The following is a 20,276-nucleotide window of genomic DNA, read 5'->3' on the forward strand; positions in this document are numbered from 1 at the left end:
GAGACTCCGTCGGTCATGCACTGCTGGCCATCAGTCGCGCCCGGCTGGCGATGTTGGTCAGGCGTAGATGTAACCACCTGAAACGATTACGTTTTCGCCGGTCATGTAGGTGTTCTTGGGCCCGCCGGTCATGAGCACCCATTCGGCGATTTCCGTCGGCTCGGCGCCGCGGCCCAGAGGGCTCGCCTTGGCCAGTTCCTCGAGGAAGCCGAGCGCCTTCGCTTTCTCGGTGGCCATGCCGGCAGGGGCGACGGAATTCACCAGGATCCCGTCCTCGGCGACGTAATGGGCGAAGGAGCGCGTCAGGCTGACGACGGCGGCCTTGGTGGCCGCGTAATGCGCGTTCTGCGGATGCGCCTTGAAGGCGTCGACGGAGGTCAGGTTGACGATCCGCCCGCGCACCTGGGCTTTCGGCTCTTGAGCCTGCATGTGGCGAACGGCGGCTACCATCATGTGGTAGGTGCCCTTGATGTTGATGCCGTTGGAGGCATCCCATTCGGCGTCAGTGATCTCGAGGAGCGGACGGCGAGGGTAGATCGCGGCGCAATTGATCAGCGTGTCGATGCGCCCCAACTTCGATGCAATGGCGTCGAAGGCTGCGTGGCACTGCGGGCCGACCTGGATGTCGCAAGCCGCGGCCGCGGTCGGCAGACCCTTGGCCTTTGCCGGCTCGAGCGCGCTGTCGGCGGCTTCCTTGTTGATGTCGATGATGCCGATCTTTGCCGCCCCGGCCTCCACGGCCATGCGGGCGAGAAGGGCGCCGAGGCCGGCGCCGCCGCCAACGATCAGAACGGAAAGGTCTTTCATTCCAGTGTTCCCTACTTGGTGCCGCTCGGCGAGGTCGGCCAGGTCGGCATGATGTCGAAACGGGTAACGTCGGCCCATGCGGGGAGCGCGAGCACGCCGACGACCATCCTGGCCACGTCATCCGGCTGCACCACTTTGCTGGCGTACATGGCTTCGCGCGCCTTGGTGTCGAGGATGTCGTTGTAGAGCTGCGTCTCGACACGGCCGGCGACGATCTCGGTGACGCGGATACCGGATGGGGAGAGGTCGGCGCGCAGCGCGCCGGCAAAACCGGAGATGGCCGCCTTGGTGGCGGCATAGACGGCAATGTTGGAGAATGCGGCGTGGCCCGCGACCGAACCGGTGAACAATATGTGGCCGGACTGCCTCTCGCGCATCTGCGGCACGACGAGCCGGGTGAGCAGGATCGCCGCGCTGAGGTTCACCTCGAGCGTTGTGTCGATGTCGGCGATTTTCATGTCGGCGAAATTGCCGAGCGGCGGCATGATGCCGGCATTGTTGATCAAGACGTCGATGGTGAGGCCCGCCAACACCGATTCCAGTGCTTCGCGATCGGTGACATCGACGGCGATCGGCACGATGCCCGGGCGCTCGGCCTGCAGTTCTTTAAGCGCCGCCTTGCTGCGTCCGACCGCATAGACCTCGTAGCCGGCATCGCTCAAGGCGACCGCCATGGCGCGCCCTATGCCGCTCGTCGCACCTGTGATGAAGGCTGTCGTCACGTAGGGCTTCCCCGGTTGCTTGATGCTCAGTTTGCGGGTTGGGCCGATGCCGCGAAACCAAGAAAAGCAGCAAAAAGGAAAGATAAACTTTCGAAACGGTTTTCGCCGCCCGAAACGTTCCGTGCTGCACGCGTGATCCGCGAGGCCGCAAACCGAAGAAAAACAGTGCCTTTAACGGCGAGAGAGCAGAATCCGGCGGCCAGGCGAAGCAAAACATGGCTTTCGCAACCCCGTGACGGTTTGCGTGTTCAGGATCGAGGCCTATCCCCTGTCGGGGGCGGCCTTTTCATCCTCGTGAACAGCGAAGCCGCGGCGGCCTTTTGCTCGGCGTCGGTCGCCTCTATCCCCGACGCCTTCGCCAGCGCGCGCACGCGACCCAAGCTGTTTTGCAGATGCTTGCGCATGGCTTGCCGGGCCTTGGCGCCGTCCTGCCTTTCGATGGCGTCGACGATGGCTTTGTGCTCGCTGTGGATGCGCGCGTAATAGCTGTCCTTGAGCGCCGGCTCGACGACATAGCCGAGTTGGAAACGCGGCACGATCATCGGCCCGAGATAGGCGAGGAAGCCGTGGATGAACTCGTTGCGCGCCGCCTTGGCGATCGCGAGGTGGAAATCATAGTCGTAGTGAATCTGGACGGCGGCGGGATCCGCCTGCTGCGCATCGATCTGCTCCATCATTGATCGGATATTGCTGGCCTCCTTGTCGGTCCGCCGTTCGGCACAGAGCCCTGCCGATTCCACTTCCACACTCAGCCTGAGCTCGAGCAAAGCGATGGTCTCCGGCAGGGTGCGCAGCGCCTCGTCGGGGATCGAAAAATTGCGCGGGGTCGGCGTTTCGCTGACGAACATGCCGCGTCCCTGCTGCGGCACCACCATACCCTCCGAACGCAGGCGCGCCACCGCCTCGCGCACCACGGTGCGGCTGACATCATATTCGGCGCAAAGCTCCGCTTCGGTCGGCAATTGCGCCCCGGGCTGCAATTCACCGGAGCGGATCTTTTCGGCCAGGCTCTCCGCCACCACGGTGGAAAGCGGCTTGCGCTTCGTCATTGAGGTCCTTCCGTTCAGGTTCAGATTCGGGATGATGCCCGAACCGGCAAGACGGTTCAAACCGCCGCGGTGACGATCAGTTCGACCAGCATGCCGGGCTTGGTCATCCGTCCTTCGCCGGAAGAGCGCGCCGGCGCATGCTCCTTCGGCATCCAGGCGTCCCACACCGTGTTTACTTCATCGAAATCCCGCACGTCGTCCAGCCACATCTGGACATGCAGGATACGGGTCTTGTCGGTGCCGGCCTTGGCAAGCAGACCATCGATCTTGCCGAGCACCTCGCGCATCTGGTCGGCCGCGGACTGGCCCGGTCTCGCCACTTGGCCGGTGAGGTAGAGCGTGCCGTTGTGGATGACGCCGTGATGGATGCGGGTGTCGAAGTCGAAACGCTGGATATCGCTCACGATATGCCTTTCAGATTGCCGGCGTCTGCCGGATGGGATTGCCTTGCAAATATTGCGCGTAAGGCGCCTGGACGAGCCAGCCGGCATCGACGGGCAGCGTGACGCCCGTGATCGAGGCCGCGCGGTCCGAGCAGAGGAACAAGGCCGCCTCGGCGACATCGCGAGGTTCGACGAAGCGGCGCAGTGCGGTCGTGGCCTGGATCGCTTCGGGGTTACGTTCGCCCTTGGCGATCTTCGCCTTCAGCCCGTCCGACAGCGTGTAGCCGGGCGCCACGGCGTTGACGCGAACCCCATGCGGGCCGAGCTCCGCGGCCAGGATCTGGGTGAGGGCCAGCACCGCATGCTTGCCAGGCGTGTAAGCAGGAAGCGACAGCGGCGCGAAAGAGGCGAGCGACCCGACATTGAGGATCGCGCCGCGCCCGGCGGCCGACATCAGCCGCCCAAATACCTGACAGCCAAGCAGCGTGCCGCGATAGTTGATGCGCCACATCTGCTCGTCTTCGGCGAGGTCCTGGTCGAGCACATGCTTGCCGCTCTGCAGGATGCCGGCGCAATTGACCACGACATGCGGCGTGCCGAAGGCATCGCCGACGGCTTGCGCCAGCGCTTCTACCGAGGCGGGATCGCCGATATCGGTCTGGACGAAGGGCGCGCGTGGCGCGCCTATGCTCTCGCACGCGCTCGCCGCTTCCTTGCCACGAACGGTGTCTCGGCCGGCGACGACCACGTGATATCCATCCTCGGCGAAGCGCTCGGCGATCGCGCGGCCGATGCCGGACGTGCCGCCGATGACGACGGCGGTCGATACGTCAGCCATTGCGGCGGTCCTTCCGTTCGATGTCGAAGAATGCGGCCATGGCCTCGACCTGGAAATCCATCATCGGCCGGCCCGGCTGGATGCGGCAGCCGATCGCCTTCGCCGCCTTGAGCAGCGGCGTCTCGGCCGGCTCCATGATGATGTCGACGATCGTCATCTGCGGCGTCAGCTTGCTCACATCCATCGGCAATGGATCGCCGGCCTTCAGCCCGGACGGCGTGGCGTTGATCGCCATGTCCATGCCGGATGGATCGGGCTCTCCCACCTCGATGCGGCAGTTGGGAAAAGCCTCATTGACCAGCGCAGCGAGTTTTTGCGCGCGTTCCCTGTCGATATCGGTCAAACGGATTTCCGCCGCGCCTTCTTCGGCAAGACAGTAGGTCAGCGAGGCGCCCGCGCCGCCGGCGCCGACCTGGAGGATACGCTTGCCGGCGATCTGGTGCCCGCCCGCCTTCAATCCGTCGATGAAGCCGACGCCGTCGAAATTGTCGGCATACCAGCTGCCGTCAGCCTGCCGGCGCACGGAATTCGCGCTCCGCACGCGCGCGGCGCGGTCATGGGCAGCCGCGCATTTGTGGTAGACCGGGACCTTGTACGGCACCGAAATGATCACGCCGCGGATGTTTTCCGCCGCCGTGATGCCGGCCCAAAAAGTATCGAAGTCCTCCGGACGGCAGCTCAACGGCACCATCAGGCTGTCGAGCCCCTTCTGCTCGAAGATTTCGTTGAAGATACCGGGGCTCTTCGCATGGCCCACGGGATGGGCCAGCATGACGAAGACGTCGGCCTTGCCGGTTCCGCGCATCGGTTATTCCTTTCCGTTTGAGAGTTCGTGGTCGCTCAGAATTTCGAGAGCCCGCACGAGCGACGAATGGTCGGCTTCCGCGCCGCCCGCCCGGGCCGAACAGGCATTCATCAGCTGCTGCGCCGTTGCCGTGCCTGGCAGGGCGACGCCGAGCGCCCGCGCGCTTTCCAGCGCGAGATTGAGGTCCTTCTGGTGCAGCCGGATACGAAAACCCGGCGCGAAGCTGCGGGCGATCATGCGCTCGCCATGCACCTCGAGCACGCGCGAGGAGGCAAAGCCGCCCATCAGCGCACTGCGCACCCTGGCCGGGTCGCAACCGGCCTTGCCGGCAAAGACCAGCGCTTCGGCGACGGCCTCGATGTTCAGAGCGACGATGATCTGGTTGGCGATCTTGCAAGTCTGGCCCGCGCCGTTCTGCTCACCGATCAGCGTGATGTTCTTGCCGAGCTTTTCGAAGATCGGCAGCGCCTGCTCGAACTCCGCAACCGGCCCGCCGACCATGATGGTCAGGCTCGCCGCCTTGGCGCCGACCTCGCCGCCGGAGACCGGCGCATCGAGATAGCCGGCGCCTGCTTCCCTGATCTTTGCCGCGAGCTCGGCCGTGGCGATCGGGCTGATCGAGCTCATGTCGATCACCAGCTTGCCGGCTGACAGCCCTTCCAGAACGCCGTTCTGCCCGAGCAGGACGCGTTCCACGTCAGGCGTGTCGGGCAGCATGGTGATGACGATCTCGGACATCCGCGCCACCTCGGCGGGGGAGGCGACGACCGTTGCTTTCAGGTCCTCTGGAAGAGGGGAGCGGTTCAGGACAGTGACGATCTCATGCCCGGCATCGGCGAGATGCCGCGCCATCGGCGCGCCCATGACGCCAAGCCCGATGAAGCCAATTTTCATATCCACTCCCGTACAGCGTCGGAGCACCTTGCAGCTCACTTGAGGCATATGATATAGGACATCATACAAATTTCAATGCATCTTCTTTTCGCTGGAGGTCCATCGCAAAATGCAGGAGCGGGTCAATTCGCTGAAGGCGGCCGTTCTGGCCGGCCGGGCTCATATCGGCATCTGGTGCTCGCTGGCCTCCGCGCTCACCACCGAGGTCGTTGCAGGCTCCGGAGCGGGCTGGCTGCTGGTCGACGGCGAGCACAGCCCGAACGATCTGCGCAGCATCATGGCGCAGCTTCAGGTCGCGGCGGCGTTCCCCTGTGAGGCGGTGGTACGGTTGCCGTCGGACGATGCGAATCTCATGAAACAAGCGCTGGATGTCGGCGCTCGCAGCCTGATGATCCCGAATGTGCGCACAGCCGACCAGGCGCGCTCCATCGTCGCGGCCATGACCTATGCTCCCGGCGGCTTCCGCGGCTTTTCGGTCGGCCACCGCGCCAACGCCTTCGGCCGCATCGCCGGCTATCATGCAAAAGCGCGCGAACAGCAGCTGCTTGCCGTGCAGGTCGAGGACGAGACTGGTGTCGCCAACGCCTTCGAGATCGCGGCGGTCGACGGGGTAGATGTTCTCTTCGTCGGGCCGGGCGACCTTTCCACCAATATGGGCGCGATGGGCAATCCCGGCGCCGCGCACGTGCAGCAGGCGATATCGTCCGTTCGCAAAGCCGCTGCGTCGGCAGGCAAGGCCAGCGGCATCCTGGCTCCGGTGAAGGCCGATGCCGACCGCTATCTCGCCGACGGCTTCACGATGGTTGCGGTCGGCTCCGACCTCGGTCTGCTGGCGCGGGGTTCGGATGCTCTGATCGCCTCGTTCAACCAGTAGAGCGGAGTACAGAAGTGGCGATACCCCCTTACAAGGCCCCGTCGCGCAACGCCTATGATATCATCATCGTCGGCGGCGCCGTCATCGGCTCGTCGGCCGCCTATTGGCTCAGCCAGGCTCTGGGCAACCGCGCCTCGGTTCTCGTGGTCGAGCGCGACTCGAGCTACGAGTTCTCCTCGACCGCGCTCTCCACCAGCGCGATCCGCCAGCAATATTCCAATCCGATCAATGTGAAGATCAGCCAGTTCGGCATCGAGATCATCCGAACCTTCCAGGAGCGGATGGCGCCGTTCTACACGGATGAGCCGGCGCCCGATCTTGGCTTCAAGGAACACGGTTATCTCTATTGCTGCTCGCCTGAAGGCGTGGAAGCGGCCAAGGAGCGGGTCGAGCTGCAGCGCAGCCTCGGCGCTCATACGGTCTTTCTCGAACCGGGTCCGCTGAAGGAGCGTTTTCCGTGGCTCAATGTCGAGGATCTCGGCGGCGGCTCCTGGGGCTCCCGCGAAGAGGGCTGGTTCGATTCCATGGGCCTGCTGAACGGCTTCCGCCGCGCCGCGCGCGGCAGCGGGGTCGAATATATCGACAATGCCGTGACGGGACTGGACGTCGTTGACGGGCGGGTCGTCTCGGCGCGCTTGGCGACGGGCGAGACGGTCGCCTGCGGAACGCTGGTCAACGCGGCAGGTCCACGCGCGCAGCAGGTCGCAGCCATGGCCGGGCTGTCCATTCCGGTCGCGCCGTACAAACGCTACAGCTTCGTTTTCGCCAGCGCCAATCCGATCCCCGGCCGCATGCCGAACGTCATCGACCTTTCCGGCACCTTCGTGCGTCCCGAAGGCGAGCTTTTCCTCACCGGCAACACGCCGCAGGGCGACGGCCCGGCCGACTATGACGACTTCGAAATGCATTTCGAGGAATTCGACGATTACATATGGCCGGCGCTCTGGCACCGCATCCCCGCCTTCGACGCCTTGAAAGTTCAGACCAGCTGGACCGGCCACTACGAATACAACATACTCGACCACAACGGCATCGTCGGCTTCCACCCTGAGGTGAAGAACTTCATGTTCGCCAACGGTTTTTCGGGCCACGGCCTGCAGCAGTCGCCGGCGGTGGGCCGGGCGGTCTCGGAGCTGATCGTCCACGGCGCCTTCCAGACGCTCGACCTGTCGCCGTTCTGCTATGAAAGAATCCCGCGCAACGAGCCGTTCCTTGAGGAAGCGGTGATCTAGGGCAATTCCAGGAAAAGCGGTCAGGCTCGGCGCCTTCGCCGCGGCCTTCTGGAACTGGACGCGAACCGTACAGCATTTCACGTCGGAGAGAGCCGTTTATAGGACCCCCTGTTGGTGCTTCGATATCGACAGGTTCTCAGATACCAACAAAAATACCTCGCCCCGTTGGACGAAATTGAGGCGGATCAGGTTCATATTGCGAGGTGGGTTCCGCCCGATCTTCGCGGTGCACTACCGTCCGAGCTGCACCAAGGCACTTCGCAGAGGAGCGTCGCCAATATAGATCAGTCCGAGATAAGGATTCGCCATATCGACGATCAGAAAAACCGCCCCTGCAACCGACAGCGCGCAGATGAACAAGGTGAGCCCGACCGTCATGTTGCGTGGCGCCAAAAGACCGAATGTGGCGAACAGGACGGCCAACCAGAACACCAATATGGTTACGAAGGGCCATGGTAGCCCTTCGCTCCCGGCGTCCATGTGCATCCAGTGAGCCTCGGCAATTTGACCGCTGACTTCGAGTGCCCGCGATTGCAGCCAGCGCTGGCCATCGGTTCCCGGCGACAGTGCCCGGAGCAGGTCCTGCACGGGCTCGACCCCGGCATCGAAAACCGACGCGTCGTCGGCTGAACCCTGGTTGTCCGTGTTGGTCCAGGTTTGGTTGAGCCGCGCCACGACGAGCTTGCGAAGCAAGCGACGCGCTTCCTGGGTCTCGGGGCCATAATGCGCCATGACACGGTCAAGCAGCACAACGTGGCCGACCGACGTACGAAGTTCCGCGTCGGCATCGTCGTAATCGGACTTTGCCGAAGCGATCAGCAGGCCGAGAGCGAGCGCCGAAAGCGTTCCTACGATCGCGGTGGCGAGCCTGATCGTATCCTTGGAGTCGGTGCTTAGATGGTGCTCCGGAAGGCGGGGCCTAAGCAACATGCCAAACCATGCGGCTCCGAACAGGCAAAGGAAAACGATTCCCCCGAGGACGACAGAGCTCAATGGAGTGCTCCTATTTGCTTACACGAGTTTGTGCAAACCAGTTGGACTGCGGTCAGCTCCCGCAGTTGTTCGGCGGGGGTCCGCCCGTGAATCGCTCGGATATCCATTGGACCGCCGCTTTCGCACTTCTATCGGCAGCGAGTGCGTGTCCGACTTTCGGCATCATCACCAATTGGACCGGGCTGCCGGCTGCACAAAGCCGCTTTGCGTAGTGTTGGGTCACCGCGGGATCGACGGTGGTGTCGGCCTCACCCTGTGCCAGAAAAATCGGGATGTTGCTGGGCAGAATGCCGATTGTGTTCTGGGCAAGCAGCGACCGCCACGGTTGCAGGCTGGTTAGATTCTTGACCCGCAGAAAGCGCTGCTGAAGCTCTTTGCCGATCTCGGCCCGCGGCTTGATGTCGATGGGCGACTCTATGCAATCCTCAGCGAGGCGGTTGACCACGGGCCGAGCTGCTGGAAGAACGACTTTGTCGATGGGCGCGCCGAAGACACGTGCCCAGGACCACAACGTCATGGCGAGAAGGTTTTTGCCGCCCGGCGTCGCGAAATCATCGCGCAGCAGGGTTCCGAGATCAGTCGCCGGCGCAGCCGCGGCAACCCCGACCAGGCGCAGCTCTGGCGCATATCGCTTGACCAAAAGGCCGGCGTAGAGGACGGCTTGGCCGCCTTGCGAGTGCCCCCAGACTGCAACCTGCGATCCGGCCTCCGCGTCCGATAGGTTTCGAGCCGCACGCAGAGAATCGAGCACCGCGCGGCCTTCGCTCATTCCAACGAGATAAGGATGGGGACCGGGCGTGCCGAGCCCGGGATAGTCGGTCGCCGTGACGATGTAGCCGTGCCTTACCATATCCCGGAGACCTTGGATCTGCTGGAACTTGAACAACGCGAGCGATGGCGCGCAGCGCGGAACAATGCCCGAGGTCGGATGCGCCCAGGCCAGAATCGGCCTTCCGCCGGCGGGCGCTGCTCCCGTCGGAACCACGATCGTGCCGGAGACTGCGATCGGTTCGCCCTTGAGCCCGGTCGATCTGTAGAGCACGCGGTAGGCTTTCGCCGAAAGGAAAAGGCCAACGAACAGCCGCTCTTGCCGGATAATGGTTCCAGGGGGTCCCAGGACCTCTTGCGGCGAAGCCTCATAAAACGCGTCCTGCGCTCGCGCAGCGAGATTGCCAGCCAGCAACAGACACAAGGCAAGGACGATAACGGCTGGCCGCCTATTGGCCATGGAAATGAAAAGCAGCTTCATCTCGCAATCCTCATTTTCCGTTCCGGTGAATCGAAGTCGCGCAACGATTTTGAACATCCGTCCCGCTCGGCCTGAAGCCTTTCTGCTCGGCCCCTGGTCCCGCCGCGACACTAAAGTCCCAGATTGCTCTTGACGTTCTTGAGGTACATCATCTGGTCCGTGTAGGCGCTGACGAGGCAGTCCACATTCGCACCGCAGGCGTTGCGACGGCGGAGGAACTGGCTTTGCGCAGTCTTCGCCTGCGAGACAGTTGCCGCCGGCGCGCCGCTTCCCGTGATGATGAAGTACATGCCGGCGGTCTGTTCATCGAGTCTGCTGAGATTGGCATTGGAGCAGATGGCCTGTTCAGCCGGCAGAAGCGCGTGTTGACAGTCGAAGGAGGCGGCATTCGCTCCTGCCGTCGAGATCAGTCCGGCCGAGAAGAGAAAAGTATAGCGAAAGGCCATGAGCAACATGTCGATGAGTCTTTGCATGGCTAGTCTCCATTGTTAGAATTGTAGTGATCGCGCACTTCGCGCCAGGCGGATGTCCTTCCGACGCGTTTGTTTACAGAGCGCGGAAGGTCCGCTCGACCGTTGCATCTGAAGATAGATAGCGTTGTTGCTCTTGATCCATAACTCAAAATGCTTATCGGCGTATGCCCATGATCGCAGACATGACTTGCGGTGGGAAGATAGTATTGTGTAGTCAGAACAAACCTGGCCTAGCGCTCCGCCATCTGTGAAAAGATTGCAGTGAGCTGGATCCACTGCTGGAGGCGCCGGCGGTGGGAATGCATCGCAAGCGCAGCGTACGGAATCTTACTGATGATGATGACAAGTCTCTGTTCGATTCAGCTGTCGACGTGCCTTTGCGCCCGTCGTCAGCAGGATGGACGAGGCTGCGGCAGCAGCCTCGCTCATCCATTGCGGCGCATCGGCTCTATGAGGAGTGCCATCCGCAGCTTCAGTTCTATCCGACGGGCATCCTGGTCATGGGAGACGGAATTCTTCGCCAGGGACAACAGCCAGCGCTCGGAAAGCCCTGGCCATCAGTCGAACGTCCGAACATCTCGGCCTGGGTCGATGAGCAGGACCTGTTCGGTGGCCAGCAACATTCCGTCAAAGGAGGCAGCAATGACCCTCACTGTAATCCAGCACGTGCTCGAGCGTCTCAAGGCGATCGGCATTTCCGATGTCTTCGGCGTTCCGGGCGACTACGCCTTCCCGGTCAACGACGCCATCTGCAACGATCCCGCCATGCGCTGGATCGGCTGCGCCAACGAGCTCAACGCGGCTTACGCCGCTGACGGCTATGCCCGCATCAAGGGCATGGCAGCGCTCTGCACCACCTATGGCGTCGGCGAGCTCAGCGCCATCAATGGCATTGCCGGCGCCTATGCCGAGCACCTGCCGATCTTCCACCTGGTCGGGGCACCGGGCATGGCCGTGCAGACGTCCCGCCGGGCCATGCATCACACGCTGGGCAACGGCGAATATGATCTGTTCCACCGCATGAGCGAGCCGGTGGTCTGCGCCCATGCGGTCATGACTCCGCAAAATGTTGCCTATGAGACCGAGCGGCTGATCGCCGAAGCGCTATTCCACCGCCGGCCGGTCTACATGGTTTTCCCTGCCGATTATGCCAACCAGCCGGTGCTGGGCTCGGCCGAGCCGATCCGTGCACCTGGAAGCAATGCCGAAGCACTCGAAGCAGCCGTCGCAGCGATCGTGGCCGCACTCGACAAGGCCGAGACGGCCTGCGTGCTGCCAGGCATCCTGATTGCGCGCAGCGGCCTCAAGGCTGCGATGCAAGCGGTCATCGACAAGTCTGGCCTGCCCTTCGCCACCATGTTCATGGACAAGTCCGTGCTCGATGAGCAGCAGGCGGGCTTCATAGGCATGTATGACGGGGCGATTATGAGCGAAGAGGTGCGCGGCTTCGTCGAGGAGTGCGACCAGGTGCTGGCTATCGGCACGCTGGCGTCCGACTTCAACACCGGCGCCTTCACCGCTCGCCTCGACCCAGCCAGGACTATCTCCATCGGCCATCATCATGTCCATGTCGGCGGCAAGACCTACGGCAATGTCGAGCTGGGGAACGCGCTTGAGGCGCTGTCGAAAAAGCTGACGAAGCGCAACTGGAGGCGCATTCCCGCCGTCTCGCTCGGCGCCAAATCGGGCAAGGGCAATGATCCGATCACCGTGGAGGCGCTTTATCCACGCTGGGCCGAGTTTCTGAAGCCCGACGACATCGTGATCGGCGAGACGGGCACGGCCTCGATGGGTCTTGGTTTCGCGCTGATACCGAAGGGCGCTACCTTCCATAACCAGACGCTCTGGGGCTCGATCGGCTGGGCGACGCCCGCCGCCGTGGGCGCCGCTGCGGCCGCACCCGGCCGCCGGGTCGTGCTGGTCACCGGCGACGGTTCGCACCAGCTTACCGCGCAGGAGATCGGCCAGTTCGGCCGGCTGGGGCTGAAGCCGGTCGTCTTCGTGCTCAACAATGACGGCTACCTGATCGAGCGGCTGCTCTGCAAGGATCCGGAGATCGCCTACAACGACATCGCCCCATGGCGCTACACGGAGCTGCCGCATGCGCTTGGCTGCGACGGCTGGTTCACGGCCCGCGTCACCACCTGCGCGGAATTCGACGAAGCGTTGGAGCAAGCCGGCAAGGCAGACAGCGGTGTCTACATCGAGGTCGTCACCGATGCTTACGCCGCCTCGCCGCTCGCCATGAAGCTTCATGAGAGCATGGCGTCGCTCTACAAGGCTTGAGCACCATTGCTGGGTCGAGGACGTAATTGGCCCCGGCGACCGCCGGGCGACCAGCGGCCCATTCAATGGTAGCTTCGGATGGTGCTTTCCTGTCGTCCGGGATGAAAACGAAGGACTAACTTGACGATTTGGGATGAGCGGGCTTTCGAGCCAGCATTCCAAGTGAGCAGCGTGATCACGAGGGGAGAGAGCCAATGAAGCAGGACGTCGAGCTCAGGGCGTTGTTACCGCTCTACCTGGTGACCTTCATCGGGTTCTGCGGCTATTCGCTCATGATCACGCTGTTCATCCCAATGCTGATGGGAGACAACGGCTTTCTCGACCCCGGTACAACAGCCGAGCGGCGAAGCATGGTGCTAGGCATGCTCTTGGCGGTTTATCCCCTCGGCCAGTTCCTGGGATCACCGGTCATCGGCGCCCTGTCTGACCGTTATGGCCGCAGGCCTGTGCTCCTGGTCTCCCTGTTCGTCACGATGGCCGCCTACGTCCTGATCTCCCTTGGCATTGAGTGGCGTTCGCTCGCGATGCTCGCTGCTGGCTGTCTAGTCGGCGGCCTGGCCGAGTCCAACATCGCGATTGCCCAGAGCGCCATATCGGACGTGACCGGACCAGACGAGCGTCCGCGCCTGTTCGCCTGGGTCTATTCCTCATCAAGTCTAGGCTATATCGCCGGCCCGGTTGCCGGCGGCCAGCTGGCGCTCTACCTCGGCTGGAGCTTGCCTTTCTGGCTGATGGTGCCATTGCTTGCCGTAACCGTGCTTTGGACCTGGCTCAGCTTCCGCGAGACGCTGCCGCCGGGCGCAGACCGGCAGTTCAAGGCGTTCGCGGCTCTCACCAATCTCGGCACGGTTTTCACAGACCGTCCGATCCGGCTGCTCTATCTGATCAACTTTCTGATCTATCTCGGTCTGTTCGGCTATTTCCGAATGGTGCTCGTCTACATGGTGGATCGCTGGCATACCACCGTCGACCAGACGACGCTGATCTATTCCGGCCTGGCAGTTATTTCGGCGATCGCCAGTTTTGGGGCGATGGCTCCCCTTGCAAAATTCTTCGGCCTTCATCGGCTGGCCGTCGCAGCCGCGGTCGCGGCGGGACTGGCTATGATGTCGGTGACCTTGCCGGCCGAGCTCTCGTCCATCTGGATTACCGGCGGGCTGGCAACCTTCATGGGAACGCTTGCGCTTGCTTCCTGCCCCACACTACTCGCCAATGCGGTTTCGGCCGAACGTCAAGGCCGCGTCATGGGCAACAACCAGGCGCTGCAGGTAGGCGCGGAATCGCTGAGTGCGATGATCGGCGGTGCGCTGGCCGGAGTGTTTATTCCCCTTCCATTAATCGCATTCGGTCTGCTCCTAATCGCCGCCGGTTTCATGCTGGCAGCCATGCATCGATTGCGTATGCTCGGCGTTTCTGAAGCTTCCATCTGATGGAGAGCTAAACCAAGCCGACGAGCACGACCGTAAAGCGCGTAGCCGAACCAAAGGTGCCGACCCAACCTAAAGCTGACACGCTTGATGCCGGTGTTGGCCCGCATCAGTTCCAGTCAGGTGTTGTATCATCTCAAGAATTACGGGGCGTGCCCGCGGTTCTAAGGCGCAGCAGCCCGCTTGGCCCAATCCTTGTCGTCCTCGCAAGGCAAGCCACGACCCTTGTCGACTTTGGTCCGTGGATAATTCTCGTAGTTCGCCGATTTCAAATATTCGATCAATGCATATTTATCATCGTCACTGAGCTTTGGACCAATCCGTCCGGCGCGTTGCGTGTCATCCGTCCACCAATGGCCTGTGTTCAGGTTGCCGGCAATCGAAGTCTCCAACATCATCGACCCTGGCGCATCGTCTTCGGTATAGCCCAGGTGGGCCGGGTCGTACTCGCGGCTGCCGAATCGAAAGCGGGCCGGCCGGGTATCGCTCAGAAGATCGAACACCGTCCGTACAGAGCCATTGTGAAGGAAAGGCGGTGTTGCCCATACTCCTATCAGCGGCCTGGCCTTGTAGCCGCAAGGCGCGTGAAATTGGACGTCGGCCTCCTGCTCTTCTTTGGGTGTGTTGAAATCCGCGTAGAGCTGCCGACGTATCGCGTTTATGGCAACGTCGAGCTCGACCGCTGTCGCGTTTTTGCTCATTCCCAGCTTGCTGGCGTCATAAGTGCGCCCGGCCCAATGCGTAGCTTGGTTGGGATCGGTCCCGATCTTGCTAAGTGGCACGACAACGACATCCCATAGCCCGTCCGGGGTTTCCCTGATCTGGTGACAACCGGCGCAATGATCGACGAAAAGGTCGCGCCCTTTAGCAGCCTTCGCTTCGTCGATCGGACCGAGGACTTCCGTTGGCCAGGTGGGAGCTGTCAAGCGCTCGAGGGTCTTTTCCATCCAAAGGAGGTTGTCGAGCTGAACGGAGGTCTTCCAGCGCAACGGCTCCGGATTAAGCTCGCCGGTGTGGGGATCGATGATGTTCGTCCTGGCACGCACGCCGAGTGCTTCTCCGATGTTGCGCGAGGTCGAGTTTGGAGGCAGGAAACCGTTGAACTGCAGCCAGCTCAAACGCCATATGTCCCAGAGCTGCGGGTAGGTCACAGGCGCGTCGAGCGGTTGTGAGTTGGACGGTACGCCTAGATCACCTCCGAAAACTTGATTGCTGATGCCTTGCACAGCATCGTATCGCCCGCGGCCGGCTCCAACCGTGTGCAGCTCATAGAAGGAGGGACCGCCGCCGAGCGACTTGAATGCCTCCACGGCCTCTTCGAGGTCTCTGTCGATCCGGTCTGCCGGGTAACCGGACTTCACTGCATCGTTTCGGAATTCTACAAAGCGTGCCTTGTCGTGAGCCAGGGCAGAAACTGCTCCCAGCACGCGTCCGGCAAAGCCTGCCAGATCGATCATGGATTGGCCGCCATCGATCCGGACCGACGTTCCCCGGTATTCAATTTGACCGGTGTGGCACGCAGCACACGAAAGACCAGCAATGGGGATTCCGCCGGTCCTAGCCGGATCGCTGACTGTGAAACCAATTGGCCAGCCGTAAGGATTTTTGGCGTCGTCCTTAACGCCGTCGTATAAAAAACCCAAAGCGCTCAGCGCTTCCGGATCCATGATCCGGTCCCCGTCTGCATCTTTGAGCGCGTCGAGCCAGGCTGCAGGAATGAGGCGCGTGCCTTGATCCGTGAAATAGAAGCGATGCAGCGTCGCCTGGTCGATGTTCTGATCGAGACTGACCGACCGGGCTGGCGTGTCGCTCAGCGCGAAGGTGATTGATGAAGCCGACAGTGTGGCCGCCGCGATTAAAAGACATTGGAGCCTGCGTTTCATCTGGCCTCCGCTTTTGATTCCGAAAGTGGCGTTGTCGTGGCTTCGCGCGATCGGGTTTCCACGGGATGGCTTTAATCGTTTGAGAGGCATAGTATTTATAGTCTTCCAAGAGTACCTTGTTACTTCTTCGGGCGCAATCGCAACGGAAACAATCTATGTCGGATCATATCGATGGCCCACGGCAGATCGGAGATCCATCTGTTGATCTTACCGATCTATTCGCCTTCACGAGCCCGGAAGATCCGCCCCGTATGGTGTTTGCGGTGAATGCGTTTCCTTCCGCCGGAGCCACAGCTTTATTCTCGAATGCGTGCGATTATACCTTATCGATTCGTCCCGCTGCCGTTGTGGGACTTGGCGCAGCGTCGAAATTCCGGACGTCGTCCGATGAGTACCGCTTCACTTGCCGATTTGAAGTCCTTGAGCCTGGACCGGATGGCAGACCGGTGCAGCACGGCACCTGCACCTTGCCAGGCGGCCAGCAACTGCGTTTCGCCGTTGATGACGAGGATGGCGCGAAAACAGACGATGGCGTCTTCCGAATTTTTGCCGGCTTACGGTCGGATCCTTTTCTGCTCGCCTGGGTCGTAGGCAAGGACTCGTTGACGACATGTCCGAATCTGCTGCAGCACGACAATGTTCTGTCGATTGTCCTCGAGTTCGATACGCAGCGCGTTCTAAACCCGCAGAGCGGCTCATTGTTCGCCGCGGTGGCCGAGACAACTCCGGTGCCGTCACCGCCGGGTCTGCTTAATCTAAACCCCCATCGGTTCGATTGGATCGGCCGGCCGGAACAAACCAATCTGCGGCTGAACAATCCGGGATTAGTCGAAGCAGATGATCTCCGTGACCTGTGGAATCAGCAGACCCCGTTTGCAATCCGCGAAGAATTCAAACCGATTTTCCGACGGCGGCTGAAGGACAGTCTGGAAAATTACGACATGCGTGACGGCAAGGCCGACTGGAGCTCCGAGGAAATAGCGGCAAGCGTCGAGGTGTTCCTCGATGACTTCTTGCTGTTCGATGTGCATAAACCGATTACGGACACGAGCTTTCTCGAAATTGAAAAGAGTACGCTCAATGGCGCCGCCTATGAGACCGGCGGCGGCCGGACTATCGACACGCATGATTTCGATATCTTGCTCACCTGGTTGGTGAACCGAGACCGAGGTCCTTTCATGCAGGGCGGTGCGGCAAGCGCCACCAAAGCTGCCAGCAAATCCTTTCCCTACCTAGCTTCGCCCAATGCGCAACTGCAGACCGTGGTCACCACTGTGAACCTGCTGGCATCGCCCGAACCGGTATGGGCGTTGATAGGCGACTTCGGTGGCATGTGGCATCCATTGATTGCCCACATAGACACTGCCGGTACCGGCATTGGGCAGGTGCGCACAATCGAAACGGTTGACGGAAAGCGTATCGTGGAGCGCTTGGAATCGATGGATCCTGGTCAAAGGTCCTATGGCTATTCCTTGATCAGCGGGATCCCGGCCGCGGACTACACAGGGATGCTCGACGTGAAGCCGCACGGAACTGGCTGTTCGGTGCAGTGGCGTATCCAGTATTGGGCGGATGGGCAGCCGGATGCTGTCGTGAAGGCGATTGTCACCACTTTGGAAAAGGTCGGTCTGGAAGGCTTGAAGGCGCGTTTCGGCTCGGCTGCACCTTGAGCAGACTGTTGGTCCATGATTGATCTTAAGCAAGCGACGCATGGCTCGATAGCCGCGCACAATCTCGAGGGCGCTCGCCTTCATGGCTGGGCCCGGTTCTGGCGAACACCAACCCAGTCTGCCGCGGCCGCTGCGCTCCTGGATCAGGAGTTGCTCACAGCCCAGTTTTGCGGCGACACGAGCGCCTTTGATCGTATGGAGACACTCGCGAATGAACTTCTACGAGTAGACCCCGAGGCGGCGGAGACATGGATGGTGCTTGCACAGGTGGCGAGCGCCACTCACCGATTTGGCGACGCAAGAGCAGCCCTGGCGCGAGGAGAGGCGCTTGGGGCGCTGCCAGAGAGCGTAGAGGGACTCTCCTTGGCGATCGACCAAGCTACCGGTACCGACATGGAGCGGCTTCTGTCGAGGCGGCGCGAGCGCGCCGTCCGGACCGGACTCTGGGAGGAGTTGGTTCCGCTCGGAGCACTGCTTGCCGATTTGGGCGAATTCGATGCGGCTGAACAGACCTTTCTTCGCGCTCTCCGGGAATACGGGGAGATATCGCCGTTTGCGCTTGCCTGGGCTTGCTTCGAACTCGGAGTGCTGTGGGGAGAGCGTCGTACGGAACCCTGCGCCGACGCGCCGCTCAATGGTACAGGGCCGCCCTCCACTATCTGCCATGTTATGTGAAAGCCAGGGTGCATCTGGCGGAGATCCTGCTGGCCGAAGGGCAGACCAACGAGGCGGAATGTATGTTGCGCGCCGCGCTTTCGAGCAGCGACCCCGAAGTCCATTGGCGCCTATCGGAAGTGGCGGAGGCAACGGAAGATCCCGCAGGTGCCGAAACCTTTATGACAGCCGCCCGAAGCGGGTTCGAAGCGCTTCTAGAGAGACATCTCCTGGCCTTCGCTGATCATGGCGCCGAATTTTATCTGGCGGGTGGGGCGGATCCGGCTCGAGCCTTCGAACTTGCGCTCCTGAACTATTCCAACCGCCAAACCACCCGCGCCTACAACCTGGTCTTACGGGCGGCTCGGTCGGCCGGGCAACCGGACTTTCACACAAGGCTTCGGCCAAGCCCGGCTGGAATGTGAGATGGAGCATCATATGCTGGACCGTCGAGGCTTTCTGATCATCTCCAGCAGTGCGGTCGTCGCGTTCGGCGCGAGGACGAAGGCTGACGGTCTTGGGGCGCCACGGATCGATTCCGCCCCATCACGCCGACCTGCGGGGAAGGTCGCGGAAATCTCGTTCGTTATCGAAGGATGGGGCGGGCAGGCGCCCAGATCCGACAGTCAGAACGCTGTTCGGATACGGATCAACGCGTCCTGGCGGGCCGCCTGGCGCTAGTCACCTGACCACACCAGCAGCGGAACGTGTTCCGGTATGCTGGGCCAAAGGAGCGAAGTCATGACCGAGAGTTCCCAATCTTCTGAACCCCGTTCCCCGACCCAGTTTCTTTTCCCCACTGACGCACAGTTCTGGTTCGAAACGGTTCGCATGTTCGGTGCCGACGAATATGGTGCCGCTTCTTTTGGCGAAGTGCTGGCAACCAGCGCTCGAATAAGGGCGGGAGATTATGAGAGCTGGTACCAGCAGTGGAATGGCATCGCTGATCGTATTGCGCTCGAAGCCGACGGACAGCTCCGGCGAAACCATCGCGTCAGTGCCCGCGACAGCTATCTTCGCGCATGCAGCTACTACCGGTCCTCGGAATTCTTCCTGCACGCAAATCCGAAGGACCCGCGTGTTATTAGGGCATATGAATGTTCGGTCGCTTGTTACAAAGCCGCCGCCGCATTGTATGAAGTTCCTATCGAGCCTGTTGAAATTCCCTACGAGAAAACGACCCTTCCTGGTTATTTTCATCGGGTCGACAGTAAGGTTCGTCCGCTGCTCATCCTTCATACTGGCTTTGACGGTTCAGCCGAGGAGAAGCATTGGAGCGGTGCGCGTGCGGCGGTCGAGCGCGGCTACCACGTTCTTTGCTTTGATGGACCGGGACAATCCGGACCGCTGCACCGGGAAGGCCTGACTTTTCGGCCGGACTGGGAGAAGGTCCTAACGCCGGTGGTTGACTTTGTGCTGGGTCTGCCCGGCGTTGACCCAAAGCGAATCGCCCTTCGAGGCGACAGCATGGGCGGGTATCTCGCGCCCCGTGCTGCCGCTTTCGAGCATCGTATCGCAGCCCTAATCGCGAATGACGGCGTGTACGACTACGCCGCGCCTTACTTCGCAGGCCTGCCTGAGGCGCAGCGCAATGCTGCGCTCGGCGCGCTGAAATCGGGAGCATCTTCGCGTGTCGATGAGGTCCTGCAGATAGCCATGGAGAAGTCTCCCGTGGCTCGTTGGTCAATCACGCACGGCATGTGGTGCTTCGGTGCATCCAGCCCAAGTGAGTACCTTCACAAGGCGCTCGCCTTCACGCTGGATGGTGGTATTGCCGAGCGGATCCGTTGTCCGACCCTGGTATGCGATGCGGAAGGGGATCTCTTTTTCAAGGGGCAACCGGAACAGCTCTACCAGCATTTGACCTGCGACAAGATGCTGATGAGCTTCAGTATTCATGACGGTGCTGGCGCTCATTGTGAGGCCGGTGCAGGTCGCTTCTCGAATGCACGCATGTACGACTGGCTGGACGAAACGCTCGGTCTATAAGACGTGCTTACTCGACGCCTCCTGACGAAGGCGCATCCTCATAATCGT

General features: G+C 61.6%; 19 protein-coding genes. 8 read left to right on the forward strand and 11 right to left on the reverse strand.

All coding sequences use genetic code 11. From position 1 onward, the window contains the following. Positions 1-57 precede the first annotated feature (57 nt). The 7 genes from P9273_RS03100 to P9273_RS03130 all read right to left on the reverse strand — a co-directional run bounded on the left by P9273_RS03100 (position 58) and on the right by P9273_RS03130 (position 5,498). Positions 58-807, reverse strand: a complete 750-nt coding sequence (locus P9273_RS03100; protein WP_278047561.1) for an SDR family NAD(P)-dependent oxidoreductase — start codon at positions 805-807, stop codon at positions 58-60. 11 nt (positions 808-818) lie between these two features. Continuing rightward, the gene (locus P9273_RS03105; RefSeq protein ID WP_052458579.1) at positions 819-1,529 is read right to left on the reverse strand and encodes an SDR family oxidoreductase; all 711 of its coding nucleotides are present in this window, start codon (positions 1,527-1,529) and stop codon (positions 819-821) included. A 248-nt stretch (positions 1,530-1,777) separates the two neighbouring features. Continuing rightward, positions 1,778-2,578, reverse strand: a complete 801-nt coding sequence (locus tag P9273_RS03110; protein ID WP_040994354.1) for a FadR/GntR family transcriptional regulator — start codon at positions 2,576-2,578, stop codon at positions 1,778-1,780. Between the two features lie 56 nt (positions 2,579-2,634). Further along, positions 2,635-2,982 carry a RidA family protein gene (locus tag P9273_RS03115; RefSeq protein WP_040994356.1) on the reverse strand — a complete coding sequence of 116 codons (348 nt, stop codon included), beginning with the start codon at positions 2,980-2,982 and terminating at the stop codon, positions 2,635-2,637. A gap of 10 nt (positions 2,983-2,992) precedes the next feature. Then, positions 2,993-3,799: an SDR family NAD(P)-dependent oxidoreductase gene (locus tag P9273_RS03120; RefSeq protein WP_278047562.1), complete on the reverse strand. Its 807-nt coding sequence runs from the start codon at positions 3,797-3,799 to the stop codon at positions 2,993-2,995. Beyond that, positions 3,792-4,604, reverse strand: a complete 813-nt coding sequence (locus P9273_RS03125; RefSeq protein ID WP_040985596.1) for a shikimate dehydrogenase family protein — start codon at positions 4,602-4,604, stop codon at positions 3,792-3,794. Before P9273_RS03125 ends, P9273_RS03120 begins: the two co-directional genes overlap by 8 nt. 3 nt (positions 4,605-4,607) lie before the next feature. After that, positions 4,608-5,498 carry a 2-hydroxy-3-oxopropionate reductase gene (locus tag P9273_RS03130; RefSeq protein WP_278047563.1) on the reverse strand — a complete coding sequence of 297 codons (891 nt, stop codon included), beginning with the start codon at positions 5,496-5,498 and terminating at the stop codon, positions 4,608-4,610. Between the two features lie 109 nt (positions 5,499-5,607). Between P9273_RS03130 and P9273_RS03135 the strand changes: the two genes are divergently transcribed. Beyond that, positions 5,608-6,372 carry an HpcH/HpaI aldolase family protein gene (locus tag P9273_RS03135; protein WP_278047564.1) on the forward strand — a complete coding sequence of 255 codons (765 nt, stop codon included), beginning with the start codon at positions 5,608-5,610 and terminating at the stop codon, positions 6,370-6,372. 14 nt (positions 6,373-6,386) lie between these two features. Next, the gene (locus P9273_RS03140; RefSeq protein ID WP_278047565.1) at positions 6,387-7,604 is read left to right on the forward strand and encodes an NAD(P)/FAD-dependent oxidoreductase; all 1,218 of its coding nucleotides are present in this window, start codon (positions 6,387-6,389) and stop codon (positions 7,602-7,604) included. Between the two features lie 231 nt (positions 7,605-7,835). On the opposite strand, the gene P9273_RS03145 is transcribed toward P9273_RS03140, so the two are convergent. The 3 genes from P9273_RS03145 to P9273_RS03155 are packed head-to-tail and all read right to left on the reverse strand — an operon-like array spanning position 7,836 to position 10,319. Then, positions 7,836-8,597, reverse strand: coding sequence for a bestrophin-like domain (locus P9273_RS03145; RefSeq protein WP_278047566.1), 762 nt, complete (start codon positions 8,595-8,597; stop codon positions 7,836-7,838). Between the two features lie 52 nt (positions 8,598-8,649). Further along, the gene (locus tag P9273_RS03150; RefSeq protein WP_278047567.1) at positions 8,650-9,903 is read right to left on the reverse strand and encodes an alpha/beta fold hydrolase; all 1,254 of its coding nucleotides are present in this window, start codon (positions 9,901-9,903) and stop codon (positions 8,650-8,652) included. Positions 9,904-9,956: 53 nt separating this feature from the next. After that, positions 9,957-10,319 (reverse strand): lysozyme inhibitor LprI family protein, encoded by a 363-nt coding sequence (locus P9273_RS03155; protein ID WP_278047568.1) that lies wholly within the window; start codon positions 10,317-10,319, stop codon positions 9,957-9,959. A 642-nt stretch (positions 10,320-10,961) separates the two neighbouring features. On the opposite strand from P9273_RS03155, the gene P9273_RS03160 reads away from it, so the two are divergent. Both P9273_RS03160 and P9273_RS03165 read left to right on the forward strand, forming a co-directional pair. Next, the gene (locus tag P9273_RS03160; RefSeq protein WP_278047569.1) at positions 10,962-12,605 is read left to right on the forward strand and encodes an alpha-keto acid decarboxylase family protein; all 1,644 of its coding nucleotides are present in this window, start codon (positions 10,962-10,964) and stop codon (positions 12,603-12,605) included. Positions 12,606-12,799: 194 nt separating this feature from the next. Then, positions 12,800-14,035: an MFS transporter gene (locus P9273_RS03165; RefSeq protein ID WP_278047570.1), complete on the forward strand. Its 1,236-nt coding sequence runs from the start codon at positions 12,800-12,802 to the stop codon at positions 14,033-14,035. Positions 14,036-14,196: 161 nt separating this feature from the next. Here the strand turns inward: P9273_RS03165 and P9273_RS03170 are convergent, their stop codons facing one another. Next, positions 14,197-15,915 carry a di-heme-cytochrome C peroxidase gene (locus tag P9273_RS03170; protein ID WP_278047571.1) on the reverse strand — a complete coding sequence of 573 codons (1,719 nt, stop codon included), beginning with the start codon at positions 15,913-15,915 and terminating at the stop codon, positions 14,197-14,199. A gap of 155 nt (positions 15,916-16,070) precedes the next feature. Between P9273_RS03170 and P9273_RS03175 the strand changes: the two genes are divergently transcribed. The 4 genes from P9273_RS03175 to P9273_RS03190 all read left to right on the forward strand — a co-directional run bounded on the left by P9273_RS03175 (position 16,071) and on the right by P9273_RS03190 (position 20,228). Then, on the forward strand, positions 16,071-17,585 hold the full coding sequence (locus P9273_RS03175; protein WP_278047572.1) for a DUF4331 family protein: 1,515 nt from the start codon (positions 16,071-16,073) through the stop codon (positions 17,583-17,585). Between the two features lie 15 nt (positions 17,586-17,600). Beyond that, positions 17,601-18,260 carry a hypothetical protein gene (locus tag P9273_RS03180; RefSeq protein ID WP_278047573.1) on the forward strand — a complete coding sequence of 220 codons (660 nt, stop codon included), beginning with the start codon at positions 17,601-17,603 and terminating at the stop codon, positions 18,258-18,260. 8 nt (positions 18,261-18,268) lie between these two features. After that, a complete protein-coding gene (locus P9273_RS03185; RefSeq protein WP_278047574.1) occupies positions 18,269-18,664 on the forward strand; it encodes a hypothetical protein in 396 nt (131 codons plus the stop codon). Positions 18,665-18,980: 316 nt separating this feature from the next. Then, a complete protein-coding gene (locus P9273_RS03190; protein WP_278047575.1) occupies positions 18,981-20,228 on the forward strand; it encodes an alpha/beta hydrolase family protein in 1,248 nt (415 codons plus the stop codon). Positions 20,229-20,276 lie beyond the last annotated feature (48 nt).

The sequence above is a fragment of the Mesorhizobium sp. WSM4935 genome, assembly GCF_029625735.1.
Lineage (GTDB): Bacteria > Pseudomonadota > Alphaproteobacteria > Rhizobiales > Rhizobiaceae > Mesorhizobium.